Genomic DNA, 25,852 nt, shown 5'->3' with positions numbered 1-25,852 from the left:
ATATTTATAGAATATCTGCGTCAAAATAATACGATTGGAGATATACAATATCATGGATTTACTAATTATATACCTTGTAATTATTAATATTGCCGGATTCGCTGCCATGGGAATTGACAAATATAAGGCAATACATCACAGATGGAGAATTCCTGAAAAGACTCTTTTTCTTATTGCTATAATTGGTGGTGGCATTGGTTCTTATGCAGGTATGATTATATTCAGACATAAGACAAAACACATTGTTTTCATATATGGTATGCCATCCATTATAATTATACATATTGGTATTGCAGGTTATATTGCCAAACTTTCAAAATTCTTTTAAATTATCATTGTTAAAAAGCAGTAGTACTACTTAAAAAAGTATACTACTGCTTATTCACTTATTTTGTTTCGCCACTTATATTCTATGAATTTAATTTTTCACTTTTTATAATATTCTATTGTGGTGGAATCTGACTATCATTATCTTTATTAAGATTTACTGAATGATTTACATCAAATCCGCCATTTGGTATAGACATATTTACATTGTTGTTTGGCATATTAATATTGCTATTTGGTATATTAATATTATTATTTGGCATACTACCATTTGGTATATTCATATTGCTATTTGCTACATTACCATTTGGTATATTCATAGTGTTTCTTTGCATATTATTGTTCTGAACATTACCATTTTGAGATGTATTACCAAAGCTATTTGTATAATCATTACCAAGGTTATTAGCTCGATCTTGCATAGTATCTGCAAACTGCTGTCCAATATTATTAATATTGAATGCAAATTTTCGCTTAGTCTCACGATACATCATGATACCGCCTACAAGTACTGCAATTGAACCAATTATAAGTAATATTGCACCAGGACCAAATTTTACATCAATATAATCGCTAAGATAATCACCAGCTCCAAGAAGTTTTGACGAATTAGCAACCTCATATATTCCTAGTATAAACTCAATTCCTGCTGTAACAAGTGTTGGAATTCCAAAATATAATATAGAGAATACTAATGATACAATCGCAAGAATAAGGAAAAACTTACCATCTTCACAATCAATAAGTTTTACACCTTCAGTACCTCCAAACATTGGCACTGATATACTTACATAAGTTAAGAATACTGATATAATCAATACGATACTTCCTATTGTTCCAAGTAAAAATGCCGGTTTTTTCAGATTATCTTTGTTAATTCTCTTAGTAATGCTATTAGGAGTTACATTGTTGCTTTGTACGTTAGCATTGTTATTATAATTATTCTGGCCTCCAAATACCGGTGCTCCATTATTCACATTGTTATTCTGGTTTCCAAACATTGGTGCCCCATTATTTACATTGCTATTCTGATTTCCAAATACTGGTGCTCCATTATTTACATTGTTATTCTGGCTTCCAAATACTGGTGCTCCATTATTTACATTGTTATTCTGATTTCCAAATACTGGTGCTCCATTATTCACATTGTTATTCTGATTTATAAAATCTCCACTTGTGAACTTAATATCTTCACTATTAAGTTGTGTTGTACTCTGATTTATCTTGTTAATCTTCTCATTGATATTAAAGCCTTTGCCTTCAAAATGCTCCCCACTTGTAAAGGCAATGTTATTACTATCAAACTGTGGCTGTTGTTCTGCTCCTTGATTAGCATTAAACTGTGCTTGTTGTTCTACCTGCTGTGGCTGATTAACATTAAACTGTGACTGTTGTTCTGCTCTCTGATTGACATTAAACTGTGGCTGTTGTTCTGCTCCTTGATTAGTGTCAACCTGTGGCTGATTAGCATTAAAATTGAATTCATATACCTCATTATTATTACTCTGAACTGTGTTGTCTTCAAGTTTTGCTCCACATATTCCGCAAAACTTTCCATCACTCTCATTTCCACATTTCGGACATCTCATCTTATTTATATTCCTCCTCTTAATTGTATATGTATATATAGAGACTGTATATACTATGTTCTTATATTATCCTCATCGTCCATTAAACAATTTTAAATTTAAGATTTTAGTATATATAATCTTTTTACCTTTTACGTGAACTACCCATCCCTAAAGGTAATGAGTTTTTACGCTCTAGCTTATAAAACAGCAGTAATGACCTTTATTCTGATATTAATTATTCTCATTACGAAAAAGATATTACTGCTGTTCTTATTATTATCATCATCTTTCACAAATTATGTAAAACACATTTTGCGAACTTATTAAGTTATATATTAACCAAACTATATATCAAAATAAAACTTTGCTACTTTTGCTTAAAAATAAAGTAATGTCAGTATTATTCTTCTTTACCTGCTTCCTCATTCTCTACAGGTACAACATTAAGGTATAACTCTTCTAGCTGTTTATCATCAACTACATCAGGAGCATTAGTCATAAGACATGATGCATCTTTAACCTTAGGGAATGCTATAACCTCTCTAATACTGTCAGCTTTTACCATAAGCATTACAAGTCTATCAAGACCATATGCAAGTCCTGCATGTGGTGGTACTCCATATTTGAATGCATTAAGTAAGAAACCAAATCTGTCATAAGCAGCTTCTTTTGTGAATCCTAATACTTCAAACATCTTCTCCTGAACTTCATTCTGATAGATTCTTACACTACCACCACCGATTTCAGTACCATTAAGTACAATATCGTATGCTTTTGCTCTTACTGCACCTGGATCTGTATCAAGCTTATCAAGATCTTCATCCATTGGCATTGTAAATGGATGATGCATTGCAACATATCTGTTCTGTTCATCTGACCATTCAAGTAATGGGAACTCAGTAATCCATACAAATCTATATTCATTCTTATCAAGTATTCCAAGATTATTAGCAATCTCAAGTCTTAATGCACCTAATACTTCATATACAATCTTATTCTTATCTGCTGCAAAAAGAAGTAAATCACCTGGCTTACCTTCCATCTTATCTACAATAGCATTCATCTCTTCATCTGTCATGAATTTTGCAAATGATGATTTGTATGTACCATCTTCATTAATTGCTATATATGCAAGTCCTTTTGCTCCATATCCTTTTGCAAAATCAACTAATGCATCAATCTTCTTACGAGGCATATGTCCCTGTCCATTAGCATTAATACCTCTTACTGAACCACCATTTTCAAGCGCACTTGTAAATACTGAAAAACCACAGTTTTTAACAACTTCTGATATATCTTTTAATTCCATTCCAAATCTAAGGTCAGGCTTATCTGAACCAAATCTGTCCATAGCTTCCTGCCATGTCATTCTCTGAATAGGAAGTTTTACATCAACATCAAGTACTTCTTTGAATAAGTGTGCTAACAATCTCTCATTAACATCAATTACATCATCAACATCAACGAATGATAATTCCATATCCATCTGTGTGAATTCCGGCTGTCTGTCAGCTCTTAAATCTTCATCTCTAAAACATCTTGCTATCTGAAAATATCTATCATATCCTGAGCACATAAGTAACTGTTTAAATAACTGTGGTGACTGTGGAAGTGCATAGAATGTACCTGGATGTACACGGCTTGGTACAAGATAATCTCTTGCTCCTTCCGGTGTACTCTTTGTTAACATTGGTGTCTCTATCTCAAGAAATCCTTCATTAGCCATAAATGCTCTTGCAAGTGTTGCAACTTTACTTCTTACCATTAAGTTTCTCTGAAGATCAGGACGTCTAAGATCAAGATATCTATATTTAAGTCTAAGATCCTCTTTAGTCTGTGAATTCTCTTCGATATGGAAAGGTGGAACTTCTGCTTCTGAAAGTATACGAAGTTCTGTTGCTCTAATCTCAATATCACCTGTTGCAAGATTATCATTAACTGCACCTGAACGAGCTTCTACTTTACCAACTACAGCAATAACAAACTCACTTCTTAATGTACCGGCTTTTTCAAATCCTTCTTCACCTATATCATTTGTATCAAATACTATCTGTAAAAGACCTGAACGATCTCTTAAATCTGCAAATACCAAACTTCCTAAATTTCTTTTTTTCTGAACCCATCCCATAACTGTAACTGTCTCGCCAATATTCTTATTAGAGACTTCTGTACATCTGTGAGTTCTCTTTAAACCTCTCATTGCTTCAGCCATGATTGTTTCCTCCTGTTTCATTTTAAAAAATCTTATTATTCAAAAATTCATCCATATCTATATCATGAACAACTCTCTGAAATGCTAAAAATACTTCCATGTCAAAATTCTTGACTTCATCTATCATTAATTCAACAGCAATATCAGCATCAAAAGCACTCCTGTACGTTCTATCTGATACTAATGCTGAAAAAACATCAGCAACCCTTAATATCCTTGCTCCAATTGGAATATCTTCTCCTCTTAGATTCTCTGGATAACCAGATCCATCATAATTCTCATGGTGATACAAAACCGACTCTAATACAAAATATGAAAAATCATAGTATTGAAGTATATCATAACTAAGTTTTGAGTGCATTCTTACATACTTAATCTCTTCAATTCTAAATATATCAGTATCATCACCATATAAGTATGCTGATAATAGTATCTTACCTATATCATGTATAAGACCGGCTATTGCAAGTTCATAACACATATCTTCATCAAGTTTCATCTCTTTCGCAATATAAAATGCCATATTACTTACTGCTATACCATGATCAAGACACTCTTTAAATGTATAATTAAGCGCTTCCGGCAAATCTGTTTCATGCCAATAATCCACAAAAACGCCCCCTTACCTTTAGACTATTCTATTATAGTTTTCGAAATAGACGATGTCAAGAAATTTAATATTTCTCACTAAAAAACGTTCTCTTTCTATCTATCATCTCATCTATTCTATCTATATAATTTCTCACGTCTTTTACATTCTCTATTCTCTCTATTCTATTCTCTTCTTTGAACACGACTTTAGTTGATGCACCTGCACCAACAGCTATTATAGTCTGTTTTTCTTCCATTATAAGTATGTTATATATTCCAGCCTTATGTGGTTTTGCATAGCCAACATTTTCAAAATTACCAGCCATATTCTTTTGTCTGTAGAGATAGTAAGGTGTCATTCCCATACCATAAGCATAATCCCTTGTAAGATTAATAATCTCATCTGTATTATTAATCTCATAATCTTTATATTGTTCTTTTAATATATTAAGTCTTGATGCTCTTTTTATCGCAAGTGAATGTACTGTTATACTATCAGGATCAAGTTCTTTTAACTTCTCCATAGTCATTCTTACATCATCGATTCTCTCTCCCGGAAGTCCAACTATAAGATCCATATTAATATTATCAAATCCAGTATCTCTTGCAAGGTGATATGCACTTATAACCTGTTCTACTGTATGATGTCTTCCTATAAGATTAAGTGTTTCCTGTTTCATGGTCTGCGGATTAATTGAGATCCTTGAAATATTATGTTTTTTTATAACTTCAAGCTTTTCTTTGGTTATACTGTCAGGTCTTCCAGCCTCAACAGTTATCTCTTTAAGATGTGATAAATCAAATAATTCCTCAACTTTACCAAGCAGCCTGTCTAACTGAAACTCATCAAGTGTTGTTGGTGTTCCACCTCCGACATATATTGTATCAAGCACTTTGTCACTAAATCTGTCTGCCACGAATTCAAGTTCTTTTATCATTGCATCAAGATATGAATCAACTTCTTTTTTCCACATTCCAAGTGGATATGAAGTAAATGAACAATATAGACATGTTGTTGGACAGAATGGAATTCCTATATACAGGCTGTATCCATTCTCATAATCAAGTCTATTTAGAAGTGAACGCTCTCTTTTTGCGACTTCAAGGCTTAGTTTTGTCTTCTCATCACTACATTTATAAGCATCTTTCATATGTTTTATAATGTCATCGTCTTTTTTTCCTTCTTCTATCATTGTAAGTGGAATCTTTGTCGGTCTTACTCCGGTAAGTGTTCCCCATGGCAGTGTTTTTCCAGTTATATCTGACAATCCATCATATAATGCTAATTTAAAATCTGTTCTTATTATCTTTCTATCTGATGTTGTAATTGTAATTGCAGTATTATATATATCTTTACCTTCTGCGTCTTCAATATCTATTTTACAGACATTTCCTTCTTGATTAACTTTTACTTTCATAAGATAATCTTCTTCATTCTTATTACTGATATCCTCTTTTGGATAAAATGCCTTTATAAGATTCCTTGTATCATTATCATATTCCTGCCTATTTACATCTATTAATATCATTCTTAAAATATTCCCTTTCCAAAAAACTGCCCACCACCATAAGGCAATGGGCTTAACAAAATATATCTACCACTGTGGATAATGTGCTCTTTCTTCTCTAATTGTCGTATCTTCTCCATGTCCCGGAAGTACTATTGTATCTTCTGGAAGTTTTAATACTATATTTTTAAGTGAGTCTATCAGCTCATTAATACTTCCTGTTGGCATATCATATCTTCCATACGAACCGCAAAACAAAGTGTCTCCACTTATAACAAATCCATTTTCATAAAAATAATAACACATTCCACCTTTTGTATGACCAGGTGTATTAAATGCTTTAAATTTTATATTTGCAATATCAAAAGATTCTTTGTCTGCAACTTTTATGTCCGCCTTGAATACCACTTTATTTGCAAACAGTTCCGATACATTCTGTGTTGGTGATTGACTTAAGTCATAATCATTCTCACCTATATATACTTTAACATTATAATGTCTTCTCACTTCATCCGCTGCAAGAAAATGATCATAATGACCATGTGTAAGGAACACTGCCTTTACATTCAACCCATTATCTGTAATTTTTTTTCTTATTCTTTCAAATTTATCTGCCGGATCGAATATAATTGTATCTTTTGTATATTTATCATAGACAAAATAACAATTAGTCCCAAGCGCACCAAGTGGTTCACACATTATCTCTAATTCTGTCATTATCTTCCTCCTATCAGCCTGTCGTTCTCTCTATCTCTATAACGCTTTCTATATTTCTTAACTTATCTGTAAGACTTATAAGTTCTTCTCTGCCAGCTATATCAAAAGTCATCGTAATAGTTGCCAATCCCTGCTTACTTGTTCTACTATTCATTGATATAACATCTATCTTTCGCTCTGTGAATACTTTTGATATATCTACAAGTATGCCTGTTCTATTATTGGCAATAATTCTTATCTCAGTACAATATTTTTCGTCTTTTGAATTAACAGCATCACTCTGCCATTCAGCATCAATAAGGCGTACTCTGTCTATCTCTGACAGATCTATAATATTAACACAATCTGTCCTATGAATTGAAACACCTCGTCCTCGTGTCACAAATCCAACGATCTCATCACCCGGCACCGGATTACAGCATCTTGAGAATCTTACTGCAACATCGTGAATTCCTTTGACTACAATTCCACCTTTTGATTTCTTTTGAACTGGTATTTTCTCCTTACCTTCTGCTATATTTTCAAGAACTTCTGCATCTGTAACTTCTTTTTTATGTTTTTTCTCATATTCTTCAAGAAGTTTATTAACAACCTGTCCCTCTTTTAAACCACCATGACCTACGGCTGCAAGCACTGAATCCCAATCTCTAAAACCATACTTAGTCATGACTTTGCTCATATATTCATTTTTTGTAAGATCGCTAAGTACTATACTCTTTGCTTTACAATAATTGTATATAAGTTCTTTACCTTTTACTATATTATCTTCTTTTAACTCCTGCTTGAACCAGTTATTAATCTTATTCTTAGCCTGAGTACTCTTTACAAAGTTAAGCCAGTCTCTACTTGGTCCACGTGAATTCTGCGATGTTACAATCTCAATTCTATCACCATTTTGTATCTTATAATCTATAGGCACAAGCTTTCCATTAACTCTTGCTCCAACCATCTTATTACCAACTGCACTATGAATACTATATGCAAAATCTATAGGTGTTGAACCATTAGGCAGATTCTTAACATCACCAGATGGTGTAAAACAATATACATTCTCGGAAAAAAGATCAAGGTCACTCTTTAACAGACTTAAGAATTCTTTATTATCTGACATATCTTTCTGCCACTCAAGTATCTGTCTAAGCCAGCTAAGCTTTTCTTCTTCACTTGCTGTTGTTGCTTTCATTCCATCTGCATTTTCTTTGTATTTCCAATGTGCTGCAATACCATATTCTGCTGTTCTGTGCATCTCATAGGTTCTAATCTGTATCTCAAAAGGTTGCCCATTAGGTCCTATTAACGTTGTATGAAGTGACTGATACATATTAGGTTTTGGCATTGCTATATAATCTTTAAATCTTCCTGGAATAGGTTTGTACATCTCATGTATTATTCCAAGTGCTGCATAGCAGTCTTTCACACTATTTACAAGTATTCTTACTGCAAAAAGATCATATATCTGCTCAATTGTCTTATTCTGATTAACCATCTTTCTGTATATGCTGAAGAAATGCTTAACTCTGCCATTAACTTCAGCTTCTATATCAGCTTCATCCATCTGTTCTTTTACTTCTTTTACTATTTGGTTAACGAATGCTTCTCGTTCAGGTTTTCTTAAGTTTACTTTTTCTACAAGGTCATAATATACGTCTGGCTGTAAATATTTTAGTGAAAGATCATCTAGTTCTATTTTTACTTTGGATATACCAAGTCTATGTGCAATAGGTGCATAGATGTCCATTGTTTCTCTTGCTTTTTCTTTTTGCTTTTCAGGCTTCATATATTTTAACGTTCTCATATTATGAAGTCTGTCTGCAAGTTTTATAAGTATTACTCTTATATCTTTTGCCATAGCAAGAAACATCTTTCTAAGATTTTCTGCCTGTAACTCAACTTTATCTGAAGAGTAATTAAGTTGTGTAAGTTTTGTAACACCATCAACTAAAAGTGCAATCTCTGGATTAAATTCACGTGCTACATCTTCAGTTGTCATAGGTGTATCTTCTACAACATCATGTAAAAGTCCTGCCGCTATAGTCTCCTTATCAAGTTCAAGCTCAGCTAGAATAATTGCTACACAGATAGGATGTATTATATATGGCTCACCTGATTTACGAAACTGTCCTTCGTGAAATTTATATGCAACTTTATATGCTTTCTCAATAAGAGAAAGGTCTGTTGAAGGTCTGTACCTTCTTATTGACTTAATTAATTCATCATACAAAACTTCTGGTTTTGTAAAATCTTCAGGTGTTTTTACCGGGCTTTCATCTACATCTGTATTCTTTTTCAATATTTTTTCATCTAAAGCCATACTATCACCCTTTCATTTTCTTACTTTTCTTCCTATTATAATGCATTTATTAAAAAAAGAAAAGAAAAAATAAGCCAAAAAAACCGGCTATATTCTCAATTATGAATATAACCGGTTTCTATTTATTATATTATTATTTGCCTTCGTAACAAATTACTGATTCTACATCATATCCTTTTAGTTTATCACGACCATTTAATCCCTGTAATTCCATAAGGAATACAATCTTAACAACTTCGCCGCCAAGTCCTTCTACTAACTTGATAATTGCTTCAATTGTTCCTCCTGTTGCAATTAAATCATCAATAATTACAACTTTCTGACCAGGTTTGATTGAATCTTTGTGCATCTCTATTGTTGCACTACCATATTCAAGGTCATATGACATCTCAACTGTCTCACAAGGTAATTTTCCTTTTTTTCTAACAGGAACAAATGCCTTATGAAGATTATACGCAATAGGAACACCAAATATAAATCCTCTTGATTCAGGTCCAACAACAACATCAAAATCTGTATCTTTTAGATAATCCTGCATACTGCTGATTGCAAGATGAAGTCCATCTGCATCCTGTAATACACTTGTTACATCTCTGAATACAATTCCCTTTTCTGGGAAATCAGGTATACTTCTTACGTATTCTTCTATTTTCTTCATTTTATATCCTCCTTAACATATGATATCATACAAAACTTCTTCATTCATATAGTTAATTTTTTATTTTTCACAGCTTTGCTGATATCAAAACAAACGCCTAAATATTATGTAGCAATCGGTCTGAAATGTCAAGCGAAAAATATCAGGCTAATCTACAGCACTGCTCTCTCATAAGCTGCTTCTACATGTGCTTTGGCTTCAAATACATCTTCTGGTTTAGTATCCTCAAGTGTTACATGTATGTATGGCTTATATTTTTTGACATTCTGCATAAGAAGATCATAATTAAACTGTCCTGCACCAGCTCTTACTGATTTTATCTCGCCATTCTCAATAACAAAATCTTTAGCATGGACTACTGCTATCTCATCTCTTAATAATTCGAATGCTTCTGTTATTATCTCATCCTGTCTCATATAGTTGTCAGGTGACAGTACATTAACAGGATCAAATATAATTCTTAAGTTAGGTGAATTAATCGCATCAAGCACTTTTCTTGCTCTCTTAACATCACATACAATATGCTTGTATACTGGTTCTATTGCAACTATTACTCCCATCTTCTCAGCATATTCAACTACCGGTCTTAGATTATTAATGAATATATTAAGTGCTTCTTCTGTATGATTAGCCGGTTCATACTTATATTCCTCATTAACTGCTCCTGTTTCTGTACCTACAACTCCACAACCTAAGATACTTGCAAATCTTATATTAGCTTCGTATGTCTTATATGTCTTTGCAAGTGCTTCTTTGTTAGGATTTGCAAGATTAAGATAACATCCTAAAACTGCTACATCTATTTTATTGTCAGCACATAATTCTTTCATATACATTGCAAGTCCGGGTGTTAATGTTGCATCTGTAACCTGAAACTCTCTTATTGATTTTTTAAGTGCAATGTGCATGCAGTGAAATCCTTTCTCATGAATCTTTGGAATTACCTGCTCTAATGGAAGTTTCTCCATATCATGTGCTCTGATACCTATTCTCATCTCTATATCCTCCTAAATATTATTATTTACGAATAAGATGATCTACATTAGCTATCATCTCTTTTTCACCTTCGTTACCTTCAATTGTAAGATTATTAATCTCTAATGTCTTGATATTATTAGCAAAAAGTCCTGCTTTTGTCATCTCATCAACGCCTTCCATCATTGCCGGAACTCCACTAACAGGTGTCTCTGTAAATGATATATCTACATTATCAAATACTACTTTTTCTATCTTCTGTTCTGGAAGTCCATACATAAACGCTGCTGCTACGTGACAATTAGCTGCTTTTATATTTCTAAATTCAAGTGTTTTAATCTCAGGTGTTCTCTCATCTACAGGCAGTTCTTCTTTAGTTCTTACATATTCTGTATGTCCATCAGGATCGCAATAATAAAAACTATTGATTACAAATGGTGTCATTACATTATCCATTGTAAGGTTCTCAAATACTATTCTATCTATTATAGCATCTTTACCTCTTCCTCGTCTTGTCTTAATTCTAAGTCCCCTGTCTGTATTCATAAACAGGCAATCTTTAACAACAAGATTATTAACTCCACCTGCCATCTCACTTCCTATTGTTATCGCTCCATGACCATCTCTCATGCATGACTGTCTTATTGTAATATTGCTGCAAGGTGTTTTGTATTTCGCCCCCATGTATATTTTGCCGGATTTTACAGCTATACAGTCATCTCCAAGTGAAAAGTATACGCCAAGAATAAGTACATTATCACATGATTCCGGATCAAGTCCATCTGTATTAGGTGAATCTGCCGGATTAAGAATCTGTAAATCTATGAATTTAAGATTCTTTGAAAAATATGGATGCAGATTCCATGATGGTGAGTTCTTCACTGTAATACCACTTACAGTAATATTTTCACAATGATTAAGGTATATCTGTCTTGGACGGAATGCAATATTTTTAACTTTTGGATTATTCCACCAGTTCTCTTTTGATGCACATCCGTCAACTGTTCCTTCACCATATATTCTTACATTCTTTACATTAATACCTGTTATTATTCCTGCAAACATATCAATAGGATTGCCTTCCCATGTTCCAAGATTATATTCATCTGTCTCATCATAACTCTGGATTATTCCCGGAAGAATAGGGAATAATTTTCTGTCTGTAAGTGCTTTTAATTCTGCACCTTTTGCCAACTCAATATTAACATCGTCTTTTAAGAAAATACTTGTTATATTATATTTTCCTGCTGGAATTAATACTCTACTATTCTTAGGGCATGCAAGGATTGCTGTCTGAATATATGTTGTATCATTATTAACTCCATCACCTTTTGCACCAAAATCTTTTACATTAAGTGTCACAAATTCATAATCTGTCTTTATAGTTTCCTTAGTTGTAACATCTCCATCTATTACTTCTATTACATATTCTGTATCTGGAGTAAGATTATAAATTGATGTAACTACTTTTTTAGATGTTGTTACAATCTTTCCATTGACTGCGATCTTATATTCTCTGTCTGTATAATATCTGCCATTATCTGTTATCTCTATAATAACCATTCTTGCTGACTTATCTGCTATTTTAAATTGCATTATTTTTATCTCCCTTATAACTAATTTTCAGAAACTGAACATAACGCTGCTGCTTCTATCAGTGCACCAATATGCATAGGTGTTGCAGCCTCATTACATGCTTCATTGTAATATTTTATTGCTGTGCCTACATATTTTTCACTAAGTATTGCATTCTCTTTACCAGCTTTAAGAAGTGCCTTTGCTGCCATAATCTTATCGGCATTGTCAAGATCTTCTCTTTTTACAAGCTCCTTACATACTGATTTTAACATATCCGCAATAGCTCTTTTATGTTCATATATCTCTTCTGAGACTTCTTTTGTAACATCTGCAAGCACACATGCATACATTGCAAGTTTCTTAGTTGAAAGATTATTAATGTCACTATACTTATATAAAGCTTTCATAAGTGCTACAAGATCATTATAATTTTCTTTTTTGTCATATTTAGTTCCATATACTGCATAGAATGGATACAATGCGTCACATCCATTATAACATGGCATTGTACCTTCGTTTCCATCTTTTGATTTTTTTACAAAAAGTCCCATCTCATTACGAGGCTGTGACTTAAGCTGTTCTATAAGTAGTTCTGCTGCTTTTTTATACTTTTCATCACCTGTTATCTCATAGGCAAACAAGTAAACTCTACCAGGTATAAAACCTGCAATTCCATACTCATTTGCATCATAGTCTTTAATGCTTCCGTCTGGATTTAGGCATTCATCTGCATAATCTACAAGTATTTTTTTTACTTCATCATCTTTTGTCAGCTCATACAGTGCTATGCCGCCTAGCATAACGAATCCTGCATGTTTCTTATCAGCATTTGCGTTAAAATCATATCCCGTAAGATATTCTTTTGACTGTGTTATATAACTCATTGTTTTCTACGCCTGTCATTATATCATCAAAACAGGCTCTCCTCTCTTTAAATAATCACTTTAAATAATCACTTTTCATAATCACTTTTTATACAATTTTACTATATCACTGTATTATATTTGATGTCAATGTTTTAAAAATATACAATATTTATGCAAATTTTTTAATTACCATCTGCACCGTAACATTGCCATTGTATTCATTAATTGATGGATAATATATGATACTTAGTTTTATAGAATTATTCATTCCTTTGTATGCCGCATCAAGTTCACTTTTACCAAATTTTTCTATAACTATCTGTTCAAATTCTTCTATCTCACTAAAACATATTCCATCAATAATCTTACCATTTCCTGCAATTAATTTTAGTTTTAATACATTTTTATTCTTACCTATTATACTTGCACTTCTTATTCCTATATTTTTATCTGCAAAAACTGGTTTTTCATTAGCTTTACCAAATGGTTCAAGCAATGACAACTGTTCTATTATCTGCTCATTAACATAGTCTATCGGCATTGGAACGTCTATCCATATCTTTTCAGTAAGATCATCTTTTGTAAGTTTTGTTCTCGCATTAAGTTCTCTTCTTAAATTCTCAAGATTCTCTTTTTTTAATGACAGACCTGCAGCCATTGGATGTCCTCCAAACTTCGTCATAAGTTCTCTGACTTTATTAAGCTCATCAAACATATTATATTCCTCTATTGATCTTGCTGAACCTTTTAGTCCATCTTCTGCGTCAGTAAGTACGATTGTTGGTTTGTAATATCTCTCTCTTATTCTTCCTGCTATTATTCCACATAAACTCTCATGGCATCCCGGAATATAGACTACAAGCACTTTATCATCTTTTAATTCTGAATTATCAATGATCTCATATGCTTTTTCACACTGCTCTTGTGTCATATCTTTTCTAGTATCATTAAGTTCCTTAAGATTATTTGCAAGAATTCCCGCATTCTCAGGATCTGACGCATTTAACATTGCAAGTGCCTGCATTGCTGTATCAAGTCTTCCACTGGCATTAAGACATGGTCCTAACACAAAACCAATATGATATGCGTTAATTGTTGATTTTTCAAGTTTGTTAAGTTCTATAAGTGCATTAAGGCCATAATTTTTGCTTATATGTAATCTCTTAAGTCCTTCTTTTACTATTATTCTATTTTCGTCCTGAAGATCTACTATATCACCAACTGTTGCGACCGCTGCAAATTCAAGATATTTCTGCCATGCATCTTTGTTAAGTCCTTTTTTTTCAAAAACAACCTGTATGAATTTCATCGCAATTCCAGCTCCACATAATAATGGATATGGATATTCACAATCTTCTCTCTTAGGATCTACTATTGCATCTGCTTCTGAATATATATATTTTTTTCCATCTTCATCTTCAACAAAAGGAATATCATGATGATCTGTTACTATAACTGTCATCCCAAGCTCCTTGGCATGTTTTATCTGTTCAATAGCCGCTATTCCATTATCACATGTTATTATTGTATCTATTCCGTCTTCATAGGCTTCATCAATAAGTCTTTCATTAATCCCATATCCATCTTTAATTCTATCTGGTATCTTTCCTGATACATCTGCATTAACTTCTCTAAGTCCATTCGTTAGTATATATATAGAATTAACTCCATCTATATCATAGTCACCAATTACTCTAATCTTCTTTCCTGTATTTATCTTATCCACAACTATGTCTGTTGCTTTATCCATATCTTTCATAAGTAATGGATCATACATATCATCGATTGTACCATTAAGATATATATTAATCTGTTCGTCTCTTATTACATCTCTGTTTCTTATTATTCTTGCTAAAACAGGATCAATATTATATTTTTCACCTATGCCATTAAAATCTGCTTTCTTAGCTTGTACCATCCACTTAGCTTTCATTATTTATAACCTCATTTCGTTCTGCCTATGCGTGATATTTTATCGCACAAAAAGGGATGCCACTTATATCTGGCATCCCTCATTATGCAGTTAGATATTAATATTATTTTGCTGCCTTTGCTTTTCTTTTGTCTGATATTGCTGACATTGTATACCATAATGCACCAGTAATACATACTGATGAATATGCACCACATACAATACCTACCATTAATGGAAGTGCAAATTCTCTTATTGATGTTACTCCTAAGATATATAATACTGCTACCATTATGAATGTTGTAAGTGATGTATTAATACTTCTTGATAATGTCTGTGATATACTTGTATTAACCAAATCTTTTCTCTGTTCAGGCTTTGTATTACCTTTGAGATTCTCTCTGATTCTATCAAATATAACAATTGTAGCATTAATTGAATAACCTACAATTGTAAGCATACATGCAATAAATGTGTTACCTACTGATACTCTGGCAATTGCATAGAAAGCAAGTACTACAAATACATCATGAAGTAAAGCAACTACTGCACTTGTAGCAAATTTGATATCTTTAAATCTGAACCAGATATACAGAAGCATACAAATTGTAGCTATAATAACTGCAACTATCGCATCTGATTTCATCTCATTACTTACTGTTGCACTAATATTCTCAGATGTTATTGCTGTCTCATCTACACCATATTTTTCTTCAAATGCACTATATACTTTTTCTCTTTCTTCAAGTGTCAATGTTCTTGTCTTAAATACTACGCCATTAGATTCGTCAACTTTCTGCTGTTGAACCGGTTCACTAGTTCCAATTACTTCCTGAATAACAGGTATAAGCTCTGTACCTATCTGTTCCTGTGTATATTCTTCATTAAATGTTACTGTAAGTGATGTACCACCTTTAAAATCAAGACCATAATTTAATATACCTTTGTCTTTTGAACCATTGATTCCCATTACAACGAATCCTATGATAATAACTGCAAGTGATACTCCAAAAAATATGTTCTTCTTGCTTAAGAAATCAATGCTCTTTGCTTCTTTTGCTTTTCCATAGAACTTAGCATCCTTAAATCCTAATTCATAGAATGCATTTAAAACGAATTTTGATATAACAAGCGCTGTAAACATTGATAATACGATACCAATTGCAAGTGTCTGTGCAAAACCTTTTACTGTTCCTGAACCTTTTAAATATAATACAACTGCTGCAATAAGTGTTGTTATATTACCATCGAATATTGCCCAGAATGCTTTACCAAATCCATTAGTAATTGATGTTCTTACTGTCTTTCCAGATGCAATCTCTTCTCTGATACGTGCAAATATAATTACATTGGCATCTACTGCCATACCAATTGTAAGTACAATACCTGCTATACCCGGAAGTGTTAGTGTTATATCAAATGCATTAAGTATTAATACTGTTAATATTGTATAAAATAATAAAGCTATTGATGCTACTACACCTGGTACAAGATATACTGCACACATAAATGCTACTACAAGTGCAAAACCGATTATACCGGCTTTAATACTTGTATTAACAGCATCCTGTCCTAATGTTGCGCCTACAACTTTTGAAGAAACTTCTTCAAGTTCTACAGGAAGACAACCTATTCTGATTGTTGATGCAAGATTTTTAGCTGAATCATATGATTCCATATTATCAATCATTACATCTCCACCTGTAATTGCTTTTGTACACTGTGGTGAACTGATTACCTGATCATCATATACAATAGATATTCTCTGTACTGTTCCTGTTGATGAATATGACTCAGCAAGCTTTGATGTTACCTCTGCAAACTTTTCTGCACCTTCATCTGTAAGTACAAGACTTACTGCATATTTAGTAGCACCTGTTGACTGGTCTTTGTACTGCTGTGCGTCTGCTGATTTAATTGAATTACCATCAACTACTAGATTATTATCCGGATCATAGAATGCAATTGAACCTGGTTTACCAAGTTCTTCAAGGATTGCGTTAGCATCCTGAATACCAGGAATCTCTACGTTAATTCTACTATCGCCTTCCTTGTAGACTACAGCTTCAGTGCTGTAATTATCAACTCTTTTTTGAAGTTTGTATACTGTATCTGCCATCTCGCTTGATGTTACATCACCAACAGCTTCGTATGAGATACTTACCCCGCCTTCAAGATCCAAACCGAGTTTAATGTTTGATGCACTACCTGTCTTTGTAGGACCAAGTCCTATAAGAGCCGTAAAACCAAAGAATATCAATACGGCTGCAAACAAAACTAGTTCTAGAATTTTCTTGCCTTTTTTGCTCATTATATTCCTGTCTCCCTTTCGTATGTTTTTATTCTGCCAATGCAGCTTTTATCATTATTGCACATTCTACTCTCTTTCTTTGTAGTTCACATCCAATACTATATGAACCATTAATATCGCCTGTAAAGTTATATGCATTAGCTGCACAACCTCCACTACAGTAGAATTTTGCAAAACAATCTTTACATTCTTTTTTAGAATATACATTACAGCATTTGAACTTGTCTGTAAGATCTGTTCTCTTTATACCTTCGTCAACATTACCTAAAAGAAATTCTTCCTGTCCAACGAACTGGTGACATGGATAAAAATCACCCCAAGGTGTAACAGCCAGATATTCTGTTCCTGAACCACATCCTGAAAGTCTCTTAGCTACACATGGACCACCTTCAAGATCTATCATAAAGTGGAAGAAATTAAATCCTTTTCCTTCTTTTTTACGTTTTATAAGCTCTTTTGCTATGATATCATACTGCTCAAGTATCTGTGGTATATCTTCTTCTTTTATAGCATAGCTTTCTGAATTCTCTGCAACTACAGGCTCTACTGATATCTGTTTGTATCCAAGATCTGCAAGATGAAGAACATCCTTAGAGAAATCAAGATTATTATGTGTAAATGTTCCTCTTACATAATAATTCATCTGATTACGGCTTTCTGCTACTTTCTTAAACTTAGGCATTATTATATCATAACTGCTTCCTTTATGATTACGTGTAGGTCTCATCATATCATGAATCTCTTTACGTCCATCAACACTGAGAACTACATTACTCATCTCTTTATTAGCAAATTCAATTATATCATCATCAAGGAGTACACCATTAGTTGTAAGTGTAAAACGGAACTTTTTATTATTAGCTTCTTCTATACTTCTTCCATATTCAACAAGCTGCTTAACAACTTCAAAATTCATAAGAGGTTCTCCACCAAAGAAATCGACTTCAAGATTTCTTCTGCTTCCTGAATTAGCTACTAAAAAGTCTAATGCTTTCTTACCAACTTCAAATGACATAAGTGCTCTTCTTCCATGATATTCACCTTCTTCTGCAAAACAATATTTACATGCAAGATTACAATCATGTGCTATATGTAAGCATAATGCTTTAACTACTGTCTGTCTCTTCTTTGTTACGTCTTCTATATAAGGCTCATATATATCTTCTGTGAATAAAAGTCCTTCATTTTTAAGTTCCTCTATCTCACTATATGCTTCCTTTACATCTTCTATAGTATAGCTATCCTTTAATAATTCTGTAATTTCGTCTACAGTTTTTCCTTTTTCAAATAAAGGTATCATATCATATACAATATCATCAACAACATGGATAGCACCGCTGTTGACATCCATTGCTATATTGAAACCATTATTTTTATACAAATGAACCACTTTAGTTCCCCTTTCAAACTTCTGCCACTTAATAGGCAGTGGCTTTTGGCCACTGCCTTGACAGTTAATATTACTTTAATTAGTTATTTTCGCAAGACTGATTACCAACTGTACATGATGTCTTACAAGCTGACTGGCAAGATGTCTGACATTCGCCACATCCACCTTTTTTCATTGTATCTTTTAAAGTCTTATTATTGATTGTTTTTACATGTTTCATGGTGTGATTCCTCCTTATACTATTAACTCATAATATTATAACATGAAAATAATTTTTTTTAAAGATATTTTTATTAAAACTTGACTTTTATTGCCATCACGTTTAAATTATTCTTATATCACACTAATTACAACGGAGGATTTTATTATGCTGCATATAAAAAATATTGATGAAGGTCTTAATCTTTTTAAGGCTCTTGGCTCTGAGATTCGTATTGAAATCGTTAAGCTCCTGTTAATTAATAAGGAAATGAATATGAATGAAATTGCCACAAGTCTTAATCTTACAAATGGTGCTGTTACAAGTCATATCAAAAAAATGGAGGAATGTGGTCTAATTAAAATCGATAGTGATTCAGATGGACATGGCAATCAAAAAATGTGCAGTATGAATCTTGATAAAATTCTTATCGATATTGAAATTCCACAGGTAGAATCTAAGGCTTATGAGACTTCAGTTCGTGTAGGTCAATATTCAACATACGATGTCTCACCTACATGTGGTCTTGCAACTGAATCTCACATTATTGGTGAATTTGACGATCCACGATATTTTTCACATCCTGAACGTTTCGATAGTGAGATCTTATGGTTTACCAACGGTTATATTGAATATCCTATTCCAAATCTTCTGCCTTTTAATCAAAAAGTCGATTCTCTGTCTTTTATGCTTGAATTAGGCTCAGAAGCTCCATCAACTAACAATGAATGGCCTTCTGATATCGGGTTTTATATCAATGACAAATTCATAGGTCAATGGACAAGTCCTGGTGACTTCGGTGATGTTAAGGGTATCTTCACTCCTTCATGGTGGCCATTTACACTTAATCAATATGGTCTTCTCAAGAATATAACAATTAATTATAATGGAACTTTTGTTGACGGAAAAAAAGTATCTGATGTGAATATGTCAGATCTTAATCTTGATTATAAGAGCGATATCCATTTTAAACTTGCTGTTCTTGATCAGGAACATAAAGCTGGTGGAATCACTATATATGGCAAACATTTTGGTAATTACAATCAGGATATTTCTGTTAAAATTGAGTATTCTGATATCGAATCTTCTGATGAAGTTCCTGCCATATAGATTCAAAAAAGCACTAATTAAGACTATATAATTAATACTCCTAGCCTTATGATTTTGTCTTAAAATTTAATAACGTTTTTAACTTCTTAATCATTATATAAAAAGGAAGAAGATGGCTAATCTTCATCGCCATCTTCTTCCTTTTTTTCAAGTATATACATATGAACTTTATCTATTCTATTCTTATCAAGCTTTTCAACTACAAATCTGTAATTCTTATACTCAACGCTCTCTCCTTTTACCGGAAGATGATCAAGCATCTCTATTACAAGACCTCCAAGTGAATCATAATCTTCTGATTCAAGTTCTGTATCCAAAGCTTCATTTATATCATCAAGTTTCATTATTCCATCAATAAGATACTCATTATCTTTTATTCTACGTATGGAATCTTCTTCATCTGAATCATATTCATCTCTTATCTCTCCGACTATCTCTTCCAGAATATCTTCTAGTGTTATAAGTCCGGCTGTTGCTCCATATTCATCAAGCACTATTGATATGTTATTCGATGTCTTCTTCATCTCATCAAGAAGTTCTGATGTCTTCTTGTATTCGTATGTAAAATAAGGTTCTCTCATTATATCAGCAACATTAAATTCACTGGTATTATCTGATAGTAAAAGATCCTTTACATTAAGAATACCAATTACATTGTCCTGTGAATCTTCATATACAGGAATTCTTGTATATTTCTCTTTTTTAAACACTGACAATATCTCTTCATAAGAATCATCTTTACTGATGCAAACCATATCTATTCGTGGTACCATAATATCTTTGGCAAGTGAGTCACCAAAATCGAACACGTTATTAATCATCTTTCTCTCATCACTCTCAATTACGCCTTCTTCATGTCCCACATCTACGATAGTTCTAAGTTCAGTTTCAGTTATTGTACTAGTCTTCTTACTTGGATCTACTCTAAATATTGTAAGTACTCCAAGCGATAACTTATTAACAACAAATATAACTGGTGTAAGTACCCACATAAGTCCATATATAATATTGCTATATGTAAGTGCAATCTTCTCTGCATGTATTGTAGCAAGTGTTTTTGGCGTTATCTCACCAAAAATAAGTATTATAAGTGTAAGTACTCCTGTCACTATACCTGTTGCATAACTGCCCCATATATTAATGGCAAGTGTTGTCGCAAGCGATGAAGCTCCTATGTTAACAATATTATTACCGATAAGTATTGCACTTAACATCTTACCGGAATCTTCAATAACCTTATTAACCTTCATTGCTCTTTTGTTACCTTCTTCGCACAAACTTCTGATTCTGATTTTACTAACTGTTGTAAATGCTGTCTCAGCTGATGAGAAAAATGCTGATAGACCTATTAGAATCACAACTATAACCAACTGCATGACGTCCGTCGAATCCAAAAATAATCATCTCCTAAATATTTTATTCAGTCTATTTGTTAATAACTGTAAGTAAAATTGTATAACACCAACTATTATTTTGTCAACATCTTTTAAATATTAATCTAAAATCTGTACTAAAAAATTTTTTTCTTAATAAACTATATTAAATAATATAATTATGCAGGTACAATATGAACTTTAATAACCTGATTGCTGTTATAAAATCTCTGACTGCTGCCATATTACTTACTGCACTTCTTATAGTAATATTCTCTTTTATTATATTTAAAACAGATCCAGGTAACTCTTTTGTCAGTTTTATTATCCCTCTGATCAATATTGTGTCATGCCTTATATGCGGTCTTATATGCAGTCATCTTGTAACTACACGTAAGATTATATGGAGTGCTATATCTGGTTCAATTTATTTTGTAATACTTCTTATAGTATCATTTATACTGAATAATGGCTCGGTAAAGACACCTTCTATGCTCATATCAACTCTGTTTATCAGTATTATGTCTGCCTGTGTTGGAAGTTTTCTGTCTGTGTCACGTTAGTATCTTCACAGTAAATACTAATGCCTGGTAAGTATCCATTACTATACCAGGCATATATTTACTATTCTATTGATTTTAACGATTCAACCATACTTATCTTCTTCATCTTGCGTGACATGACAATATTAACAAGTAATGAGAATACTGCAGTAAGAATAGCTGCTATTATATAACTGCTAATCTCAATATCTCTTCCAAACATTACTTCATCAACTTCAATTGTAAGTATCATAAACTTCGCAAGAAATGTTCCTGCTATTATTCCACATACTATACCAATTATTGTAAGAACTATATTCTCTCTTATTATATACATATTGACTTCATTATTATAAAATCCAAGCACTTTGATTGTTGCAATCTCTCTTACTCTCTCTGATATATTAATATTAGTAAGATTATAAAGTACAACAAATGCTAATGCTCCTGCTGCAAGAATCATTACAATAACAACTGCATTAATACTTGCTATTGTCTCATTGAATTCAGCTATTATTCCTGATACAAACTGCACAGCAATTAATCTGTCATCTTCTAATAGTCTAGACGATAATTCTTTCTCTTCGCTTGTTGATATATCTTTCTCTTTAAATACCATTGAATTGAATTTTAGTGCTTTTCCTGCCAGTCTTTCATAATATGAAGGTGATATGTATATATAGTGATATACATAATTCTCTGCTATATATTCAATCTTTGCTGCACAAGTCATATCACCATACTCAAATTCTATATTATCTCCAACTTCAAGTCCTAATTCTGCTGCAAGTTTTTCTGTAATTATAACTCCATCATCAGAAAGTTCATATTCTCTTGTCTCGCCACGTTTATGAAGGTGCAGATAATCTTTGAAAAGTTCTTTTGTCTGTGGAACAACTAAATATGTTGCTATTCCATTATCTATAGCATCACTATATGCCTGTATCTCTTCCTGCCTTGTAAACATAACTGATTCTATCTCATCATTAGCTAACATTGATTTATTAAGATCATCAAAATCATTCATATCACCTGTTATTTTTAATGATACTATTGCATCATAGGTAGATATCTCTTTAAACTGTTTAGTTATTATAACTTCAATGGAGTCCTGAAGTCCAAAACCTGCAACAATAAGTGCACTACAGCCTGCTATTCCAAATACTGTCATAAGCATTCTGGCTTTATATCTGAATAGGTTACGTGCTGTAACTTTATGTGAGAACTTCATTCTGCTCCATATTGGTCTTATTCTCTCTAACAGAATTCTCTTTCCTGCTTTAGGTGATTTAGGTCTCATAAGCACTGCTGCTTCTTCTTTAAGTTCTCTATGACAAGTTACAAGTGTCACTACTGATGTACTTACAAGCGATAATATTATCGCTACTACTACGCTCTTCCATGGTATTACCATCTTAAGTGCCGGTAGTCTGTACATCATTGAATATGCACTAAATATGATTTTGGGAAGTGACACAAGTCCTATAGCGATTCCTATTATACATCCTATTGCTCCTGCTATTGTTGCATAAGCAAAATATTTGAACGCAATCTGTTTCTGTGAATAGCCAAGTGCTTTTAGAGTTCCCATCTGTCCTCTTTGTTCTTCTACCATTCTGCTCATTGTAGTAAGACATACAAGTGCTGCTACAACGAAGAAAAATACAGGAAATACTGCTGCTATAGCATCAATTCTATTAGTATCTGACACAAGATTACTATATCCAGGGTTATCTTCTCTTGTAAATGCATACCATACACCTGATGAAAGATCTCCAACCTGATTTCTAGCATTCTGTATTCTCTCAGCACCATCTTTTATCTGACTTTCAGCATCTGTTACTGCTTTATTATATTCTTTTTCGCCTTCGGACAATTCTTTTTTAGCATCGTCAATCTGTTTTTGTCCTTCTTCTATCTCTTCCTTAGCTGCGTCAAATTCAATATTCGCTTCTTTTTTCTTATCTGCAAGTGTCTTTTCTGCTGCTTCTAACTGCGCATATCCATTATTCAGTTCATTTTGTCCATTCTGTATCTCACTATATGCTGCATCAAGCTTTTGTTTTCCTTCCTCAGATTTTGCTGCAAACTCTGCTTCACCACTATCAAGTTCTGTCTTTGCATTCTCTAACGTTACTCTTGCACTATCAATCTGTGCTCTTGCATCATCAAGCTGACTCTTCGACTGTTCAAGTTCTGCCTTTGCATTGTCAAGAGTTTGTCTCGCCGCAGCAAGTTCAGCTTCCTTTGAAGCAATCTTATTTCTGCCATCTTCTAACTGCTTTTGTCCTTGTTCAATCTGCCTATTGAATTCATCCACCTGCTGTTTCATATAATCAGGCATACTGTCATAAGGTATATATTTTAAAAGTGCATCTCTTGCTGCTAGTGCTATATCAATCTGTCTTTGTGCTTCATCTGCTGTCACTTTAGCTACCTCAAGCTGTGTAACACCTGAAGCATAGTCCGCTTCGCCCTGATTATATTGTGCCTGTCCTTCATCATATTGTGCCTGTCCACTACTTATCTGTTCGATCGAAGTGCTAAGATTCAGTATACCTGCATTATACTCCTGCCATCCTTCATCTAGTTTTTGTCTGGCTGCTGCTATCTCATCTTCATACGCTTTTTTTCCTGCTTCATATTCTCTATTTGCTGATTGCAATTTTTCTTCACTATCTTTAAGCATTTTTTTGGTATCTGCTATCTGTTTGTCAGCTTCTTCAAATTGTTCTTTTGTCATAGCATATTTAGAATCATATTCCGCCTGTCCTTTAGCCAGTTTTTCAACTGCTGCTGTTATATCTGTTCTTGCATTTTCTAATTCTTCTTTTGCTCCGTCAAGCTTTACATCTGCAGCTTCACTCTCTGTATCAAGTTTTTTCTGTGCTTCTTCTATCTGAGCCATTGTATTATTATAAAAGATATTATATCTATCTTCTCCAAGTGCTACTATATCATCTGCTACCGGTGTAAGTGCCTCTTCATATTCTTTTGTATAAGCTCCATATAAGTCACTATTATCTATTCTTACATATACTTCTGTATATCTGCTATATGTAAAATCAGTATATGGAATATATATATATGTATCAATCGAACCATCGCCAACTGAACTCGTTCCATGATCATAATATACATACATTGGTGATGTTATCTTACCAACTATTGTGAATTCTTTGTCTGTAAGAACATCTGATACAACTGTATCTCCACTCATGTCATTAGCTTTTATAATATCACCAATATTATATGATGAACTTTCTTCTGCCAGACATTCATTAGCTGACCGTGGCATTCTTCCTTCTTTTAGCACAACATCATTCATGTCAGCATATTCCTCATTATCTTCTTTTCCAAGTGACAATGCTTTAACTACTTTAACTTTTTTACCATCATCAACCAAAAGATCTATTGAATATCCAGGCATAACTTCTGCTACACCTTCTATAGCCTTTATCTCTTTTATATCATCATCATCAAAACCAAATGTGGAGAGTATTTTAAAGTCCATAAGCTTTGTTTTTTCAAAATATTCTTCAGCTGTTTTTTCCATCCCGGGTGCTGTTGCTTTTACTCCTGCAAAAAATCCGGCACCCATGGCAATTATAATCATAATGGAAATGAATCTGTTTTTTGTACGTCGTATTTCTCTAAACAGATCTTTTTTTAATGCACTTTTCATTCTACTTATTCTGCCC

At 33.0% G+C, this 25,852-nt stretch carries 19 protein-coding genes; 3 read left to right on the top strand and 16 right to left on the bottom strand.

Annotation, left to right across the window (positions count from 1 at the left end; all coding sequences use genetic code 11):
• The first annotated feature begins 52 nt into the window (after window positions 1-52).
• Window positions 53-328, top strand: coding sequence for a DUF1294 domain-containing protein (locus KQI85_RS00185; protein ID WP_216574027.1), 276 nt, complete (start codon window positions 53-55; stop codon window positions 326-328).
• 115 nt (window positions 329-443) lie between these two features.
• Here the strand turns inward: KQI85_RS00185 and KQI85_RS00180 are convergent, their stop codons facing one another.
• The 14 genes from KQI85_RS00180 to scfA all read right to left on the bottom strand — a co-directional run bounded on the left by KQI85_RS00180 (window position 444) and on the right by scfA (window position 19,147).
• Complete coding sequence (locus KQI85_RS00180) at window positions 444-1,916, bottom strand: zinc ribbon domain-containing protein (protein ID WP_216574026.1); 1,473 nt, start codon at window positions 1,914-1,916, stop codon at window positions 444-446.
• 382 nt (window positions 1,917-2,298) lie between these two features.
• Window positions 2,299-4,110 (bottom strand): aspartate--tRNA ligase, encoded by a 1,812-nt coding sequence (gene aspS / locus KQI85_RS00175; protein WP_216574025.1) that lies wholly within the window; start codon window positions 4,108-4,110, stop codon window positions 2,299-2,301.
• A 22-nt stretch (window positions 4,111-4,132) separates the two neighbouring features.
• A complete protein-coding gene (locus KQI85_RS00170; RefSeq protein WP_216574024.1) occupies window positions 4,133-4,720 on the bottom strand; it encodes an HD domain-containing phosphohydrolase in 588 nt (195 codons plus the stop codon).
• A gap of 64 nt (window positions 4,721-4,784) precedes the next feature.
• Window positions 4,785-6,230 (bottom strand): coproporphyrinogen dehydrogenase HemZ, encoded by a 1,446-nt coding sequence (gene hemZ / locus KQI85_RS00165; protein WP_216574023.1) that lies wholly within the window; start codon window positions 6,228-6,230, stop codon window positions 4,785-4,787.
• A 66-nt stretch (window positions 6,231-6,296) separates the two neighbouring features.
• The gene (locus KQI85_RS00160; protein ID WP_216574022.1) at window positions 6,297-6,926 is read right to left on the bottom strand and encodes an MBL fold metallo-hydrolase; all 630 of its coding nucleotides are present in this window, start codon (window positions 6,924-6,926) and stop codon (window positions 6,297-6,299) included.
• 13 nt (window positions 6,927-6,939) lie between these two features.
• The gene (locus KQI85_RS00155; RefSeq protein ID WP_216574021.1) at window positions 6,940-9,237 is read right to left on the bottom strand and encodes a bifunctional (p)ppGpp synthetase/guanosine-3',5'-bis(diphosphate) 3'-pyrophosphohydrolase; all 2,298 of its coding nucleotides are present in this window, start codon (window positions 9,235-9,237) and stop codon (window positions 6,940-6,942) included.
• A gap of 133 nt (window positions 9,238-9,370) precedes the next feature.
• The gene (locus KQI85_RS00150) at window positions 9,371-9,895 is read right to left on the bottom strand and encodes an adenine phosphoribosyltransferase (protein WP_216574020.1); all 525 of its coding nucleotides are present in this window, start codon (window positions 9,893-9,895) and stop codon (window positions 9,371-9,373) included.
• 152 nt (window positions 9,896-10,047) lie between these two features.
• Window positions 10,048-10,890: a sugar phosphate isomerase/epimerase gene (locus KQI85_RS00145; RefSeq protein WP_216574019.1), complete on the bottom strand. Its 843-nt coding sequence runs from the start codon at window positions 10,888-10,890 to the stop codon at window positions 10,048-10,050.
• 22 nt (window positions 10,891-10,912) lie between these two features.
• Entirely contained in the window at window positions 10,913-12,466 is a 1,554-nt protein-coding gene (locus KQI85_RS00140; protein ID WP_216574018.1) for a glycoside hydrolase family 28 protein, read from the bottom strand.
• A gap of 20 nt (window positions 12,467-12,486) precedes the next feature.
• The gene (locus KQI85_RS00135) at window positions 12,487-13,332 is read right to left on the bottom strand and encodes a glycoside hydrolase family 88 protein (RefSeq protein ID WP_216574017.1); all 846 of its coding nucleotides are present in this window, start codon (window positions 13,330-13,332) and stop codon (window positions 12,487-12,489) included.
• 151 nt (window positions 13,333-13,483) lie between these two features.
• Window positions 13,484-15,247 carry a single-stranded-DNA-specific exonuclease RecJ gene (gene recJ / locus KQI85_RS00130; RefSeq protein ID WP_216574016.1) on the bottom strand — a complete coding sequence of 588 codons (1,764 nt, stop codon included), beginning with the start codon at window positions 15,245-15,247 and terminating at the stop codon, window positions 13,484-13,486.
• Between the two features lie 103 nt (window positions 15,248-15,350).
• Window positions 15,351-17,537, bottom strand: a complete 2,187-nt coding sequence (gene secD, locus KQI85_RS00125) for a protein translocase subunit SecD (RefSeq protein WP_216574015.1) — start codon at window positions 17,535-17,537, stop codon at window positions 15,351-15,353.
• Window positions 17,538-17,565: 28 nt separating this feature from the next.
• Window positions 17,566-18,927, bottom strand: a complete 1,362-nt coding sequence (gene scfB, locus KQI85_RS00120) for a thioether cross-link-forming SCIFF peptide maturase (protein ID WP_216574014.1) — start codon at window positions 18,925-18,927, stop codon at window positions 17,566-17,568.
• Between the two features lie 79 nt (window positions 18,928-19,006).
• Entirely contained in the window at window positions 19,007-19,147 is a 141-nt protein-coding gene (scfA, locus tag KQI85_RS00115) for a six-cysteine ranthipeptide SCIFF (protein WP_216574013.1), read from the bottom strand.
• A gap of 147 nt (window positions 19,148-19,294) precedes the next feature.
• Here scfA and KQI85_RS00110 point away from each other — a divergent pair, with 147 nt between their 5' ends.
• Window positions 19,295-20,236, top strand: a complete 942-nt coding sequence (locus KQI85_RS00110; RefSeq protein WP_216574012.1) for a transcriptional regulator — start codon at window positions 19,295-19,297, stop codon at window positions 20,234-20,236.
• A 116-nt stretch (window positions 20,237-20,352) separates the two neighbouring features.
• Here the strand turns inward: KQI85_RS00110 and KQI85_RS00105 are convergent, their stop codons facing one another.
• Window positions 20,353-21,630, bottom strand: a complete 1,278-nt coding sequence (locus KQI85_RS00105; protein ID WP_216574011.1) for an HlyC/CorC family transporter — start codon at window positions 21,628-21,630, stop codon at window positions 20,353-20,355.
• Window positions 21,631-21,803: 173 nt separating this feature from the next.
• Between KQI85_RS00105 and KQI85_RS00100 the strand changes: the two genes are divergently transcribed.
• Complete coding sequence (locus tag KQI85_RS00100) at window positions 21,804-22,172, top strand: TIGR04086 family membrane protein (protein WP_216574010.1); 369 nt, start codon at window positions 21,804-21,806, stop codon at window positions 22,170-22,172.
• A gap of 61 nt (window positions 22,173-22,233) precedes the next feature.
• Here KQI85_RS00100 and KQI85_RS00095 read toward each other — a convergent pair whose 3' ends face one another.
• On the bottom strand, window positions 22,234-25,836 hold the full coding sequence (locus tag KQI85_RS00095) for an FtsX-like permease family protein (RefSeq protein WP_216574009.1): 3,603 nt from the start codon (window positions 25,834-25,836) through the stop codon (window positions 22,234-22,236).
• Window positions 25,837-25,852: the final 16 nt, after the last annotated feature.

Source organism: Falcatimonas sp. MSJ-15 (assembly GCF_018918265.1).
Lineage (GTDB): Bacteria > Bacillota > Clostridia > Lachnospirales > Lachnospiraceae > Falcatimonas.
Note: the sequence above shows the minus strand (reverse complement) of the source record. Positions and strands in the feature narration are given on the sequence as shown.

Excerpts from the sequence above, each read along its gene's own strand:
- KQI85_RS00140 (WP_216574018.1), bottom strand. The coding sequence starts at position 12,466 with ATGCAATTTAAAATAGCAGATAAGTCAGCAAGAATGGTTATTATAGAG.
- scfA (WP_216574013.1), bottom strand. The coding sequence starts at position 19,147 with ATGAAACATGTAAAAACAATCAATAATAAGACTTTAAAAGATACAATG.
- KQI85_RS00110 (WP_216574012.1), top strand. The coding sequence starts at position 19,295 with ATGCTGCATATAAAAAATATTGATGAAGGTCTTAATCTTTTTAAGGCT.
- KQI85_RS00135 (WP_216574017.1), bottom strand. The coding sequence starts at position 13,332 with ATGAGTTATATAACACAGTCAAAAGAATATCTTACGGGATATGATTTT.
- KQI85_RS00095 (WP_216574009.1), bottom strand. The coding sequence starts at position 25,836 with ATGAAAAGTGCATTAAAAAAAGATCTGTTTAGAGAAATACGACGTACA.
- KQI85_RS00185 (WP_216574027.1), top strand. The coding sequence starts at position 53 with ATGGATTTACTAATTATATACCTTGTAATTATTAATATTGCCGGATTC.
- recJ (WP_216574016.1), bottom strand. The coding sequence starts at position 15,247 with ATGAAAGCTAAGTGGATGGTACAAGCTAAGAAAGCAGATTTTAATGGC.
- KQI85_RS00180 (WP_216574026.1), bottom strand. The coding sequence starts at position 1,916 with ATGAGATGTCCGAAATGTGGAAATGAGAGTGATGGAAAGTTTTGCGGA.
- KQI85_RS00100 (WP_216574010.1), top strand. The coding sequence starts at position 21,804 with ATGAACTTTAATAACCTGATTGCTGTTATAAAATCTCTGACTGCTGCC.
- KQI85_RS00145 (WP_216574019.1), bottom strand. The coding sequence starts at position 10,890 with ATGAGAATAGGTATCAGAGCACATGATATGGAGAAACTTCCATTAGAG.
- KQI85_RS00160 (WP_216574022.1), bottom strand. The coding sequence starts at position 6,926 with ATGACAGAATTAGAGATAATGTGTGAACCACTTGGTGCGCTTGGGACT.
- KQI85_RS00150 (WP_216574020.1), bottom strand. The coding sequence starts at position 9,895 with ATGAAGAAAATAGAAGAATACGTAAGAAGTATACCTGATTTCCCAGAA.
- secD (WP_216574015.1), bottom strand. The coding sequence starts at position 17,537 with ATGAGCAAAAAAGGCAAGAAAATTCTAGAACTAGTTTTGTTTGCAGCC.
- KQI85_RS00155 (WP_216574021.1), bottom strand. The coding sequence starts at position 9,237 with ATGGCTTTAGATGAAAAAATATTGAAAAAGAATACAGATGTAGATGAA.
- hemZ (WP_216574023.1), bottom strand. The coding sequence starts at position 6,230 with ATGATATTAATAGATGTAAATAGGCAGGAATATGATAATGATACAAGG.
- aspS (WP_216574025.1), bottom strand. The coding sequence starts at position 4,110 with ATGGCTGAAGCAATGAGAGGTTTAAAGAGAACTCACAGATGTACAGAA.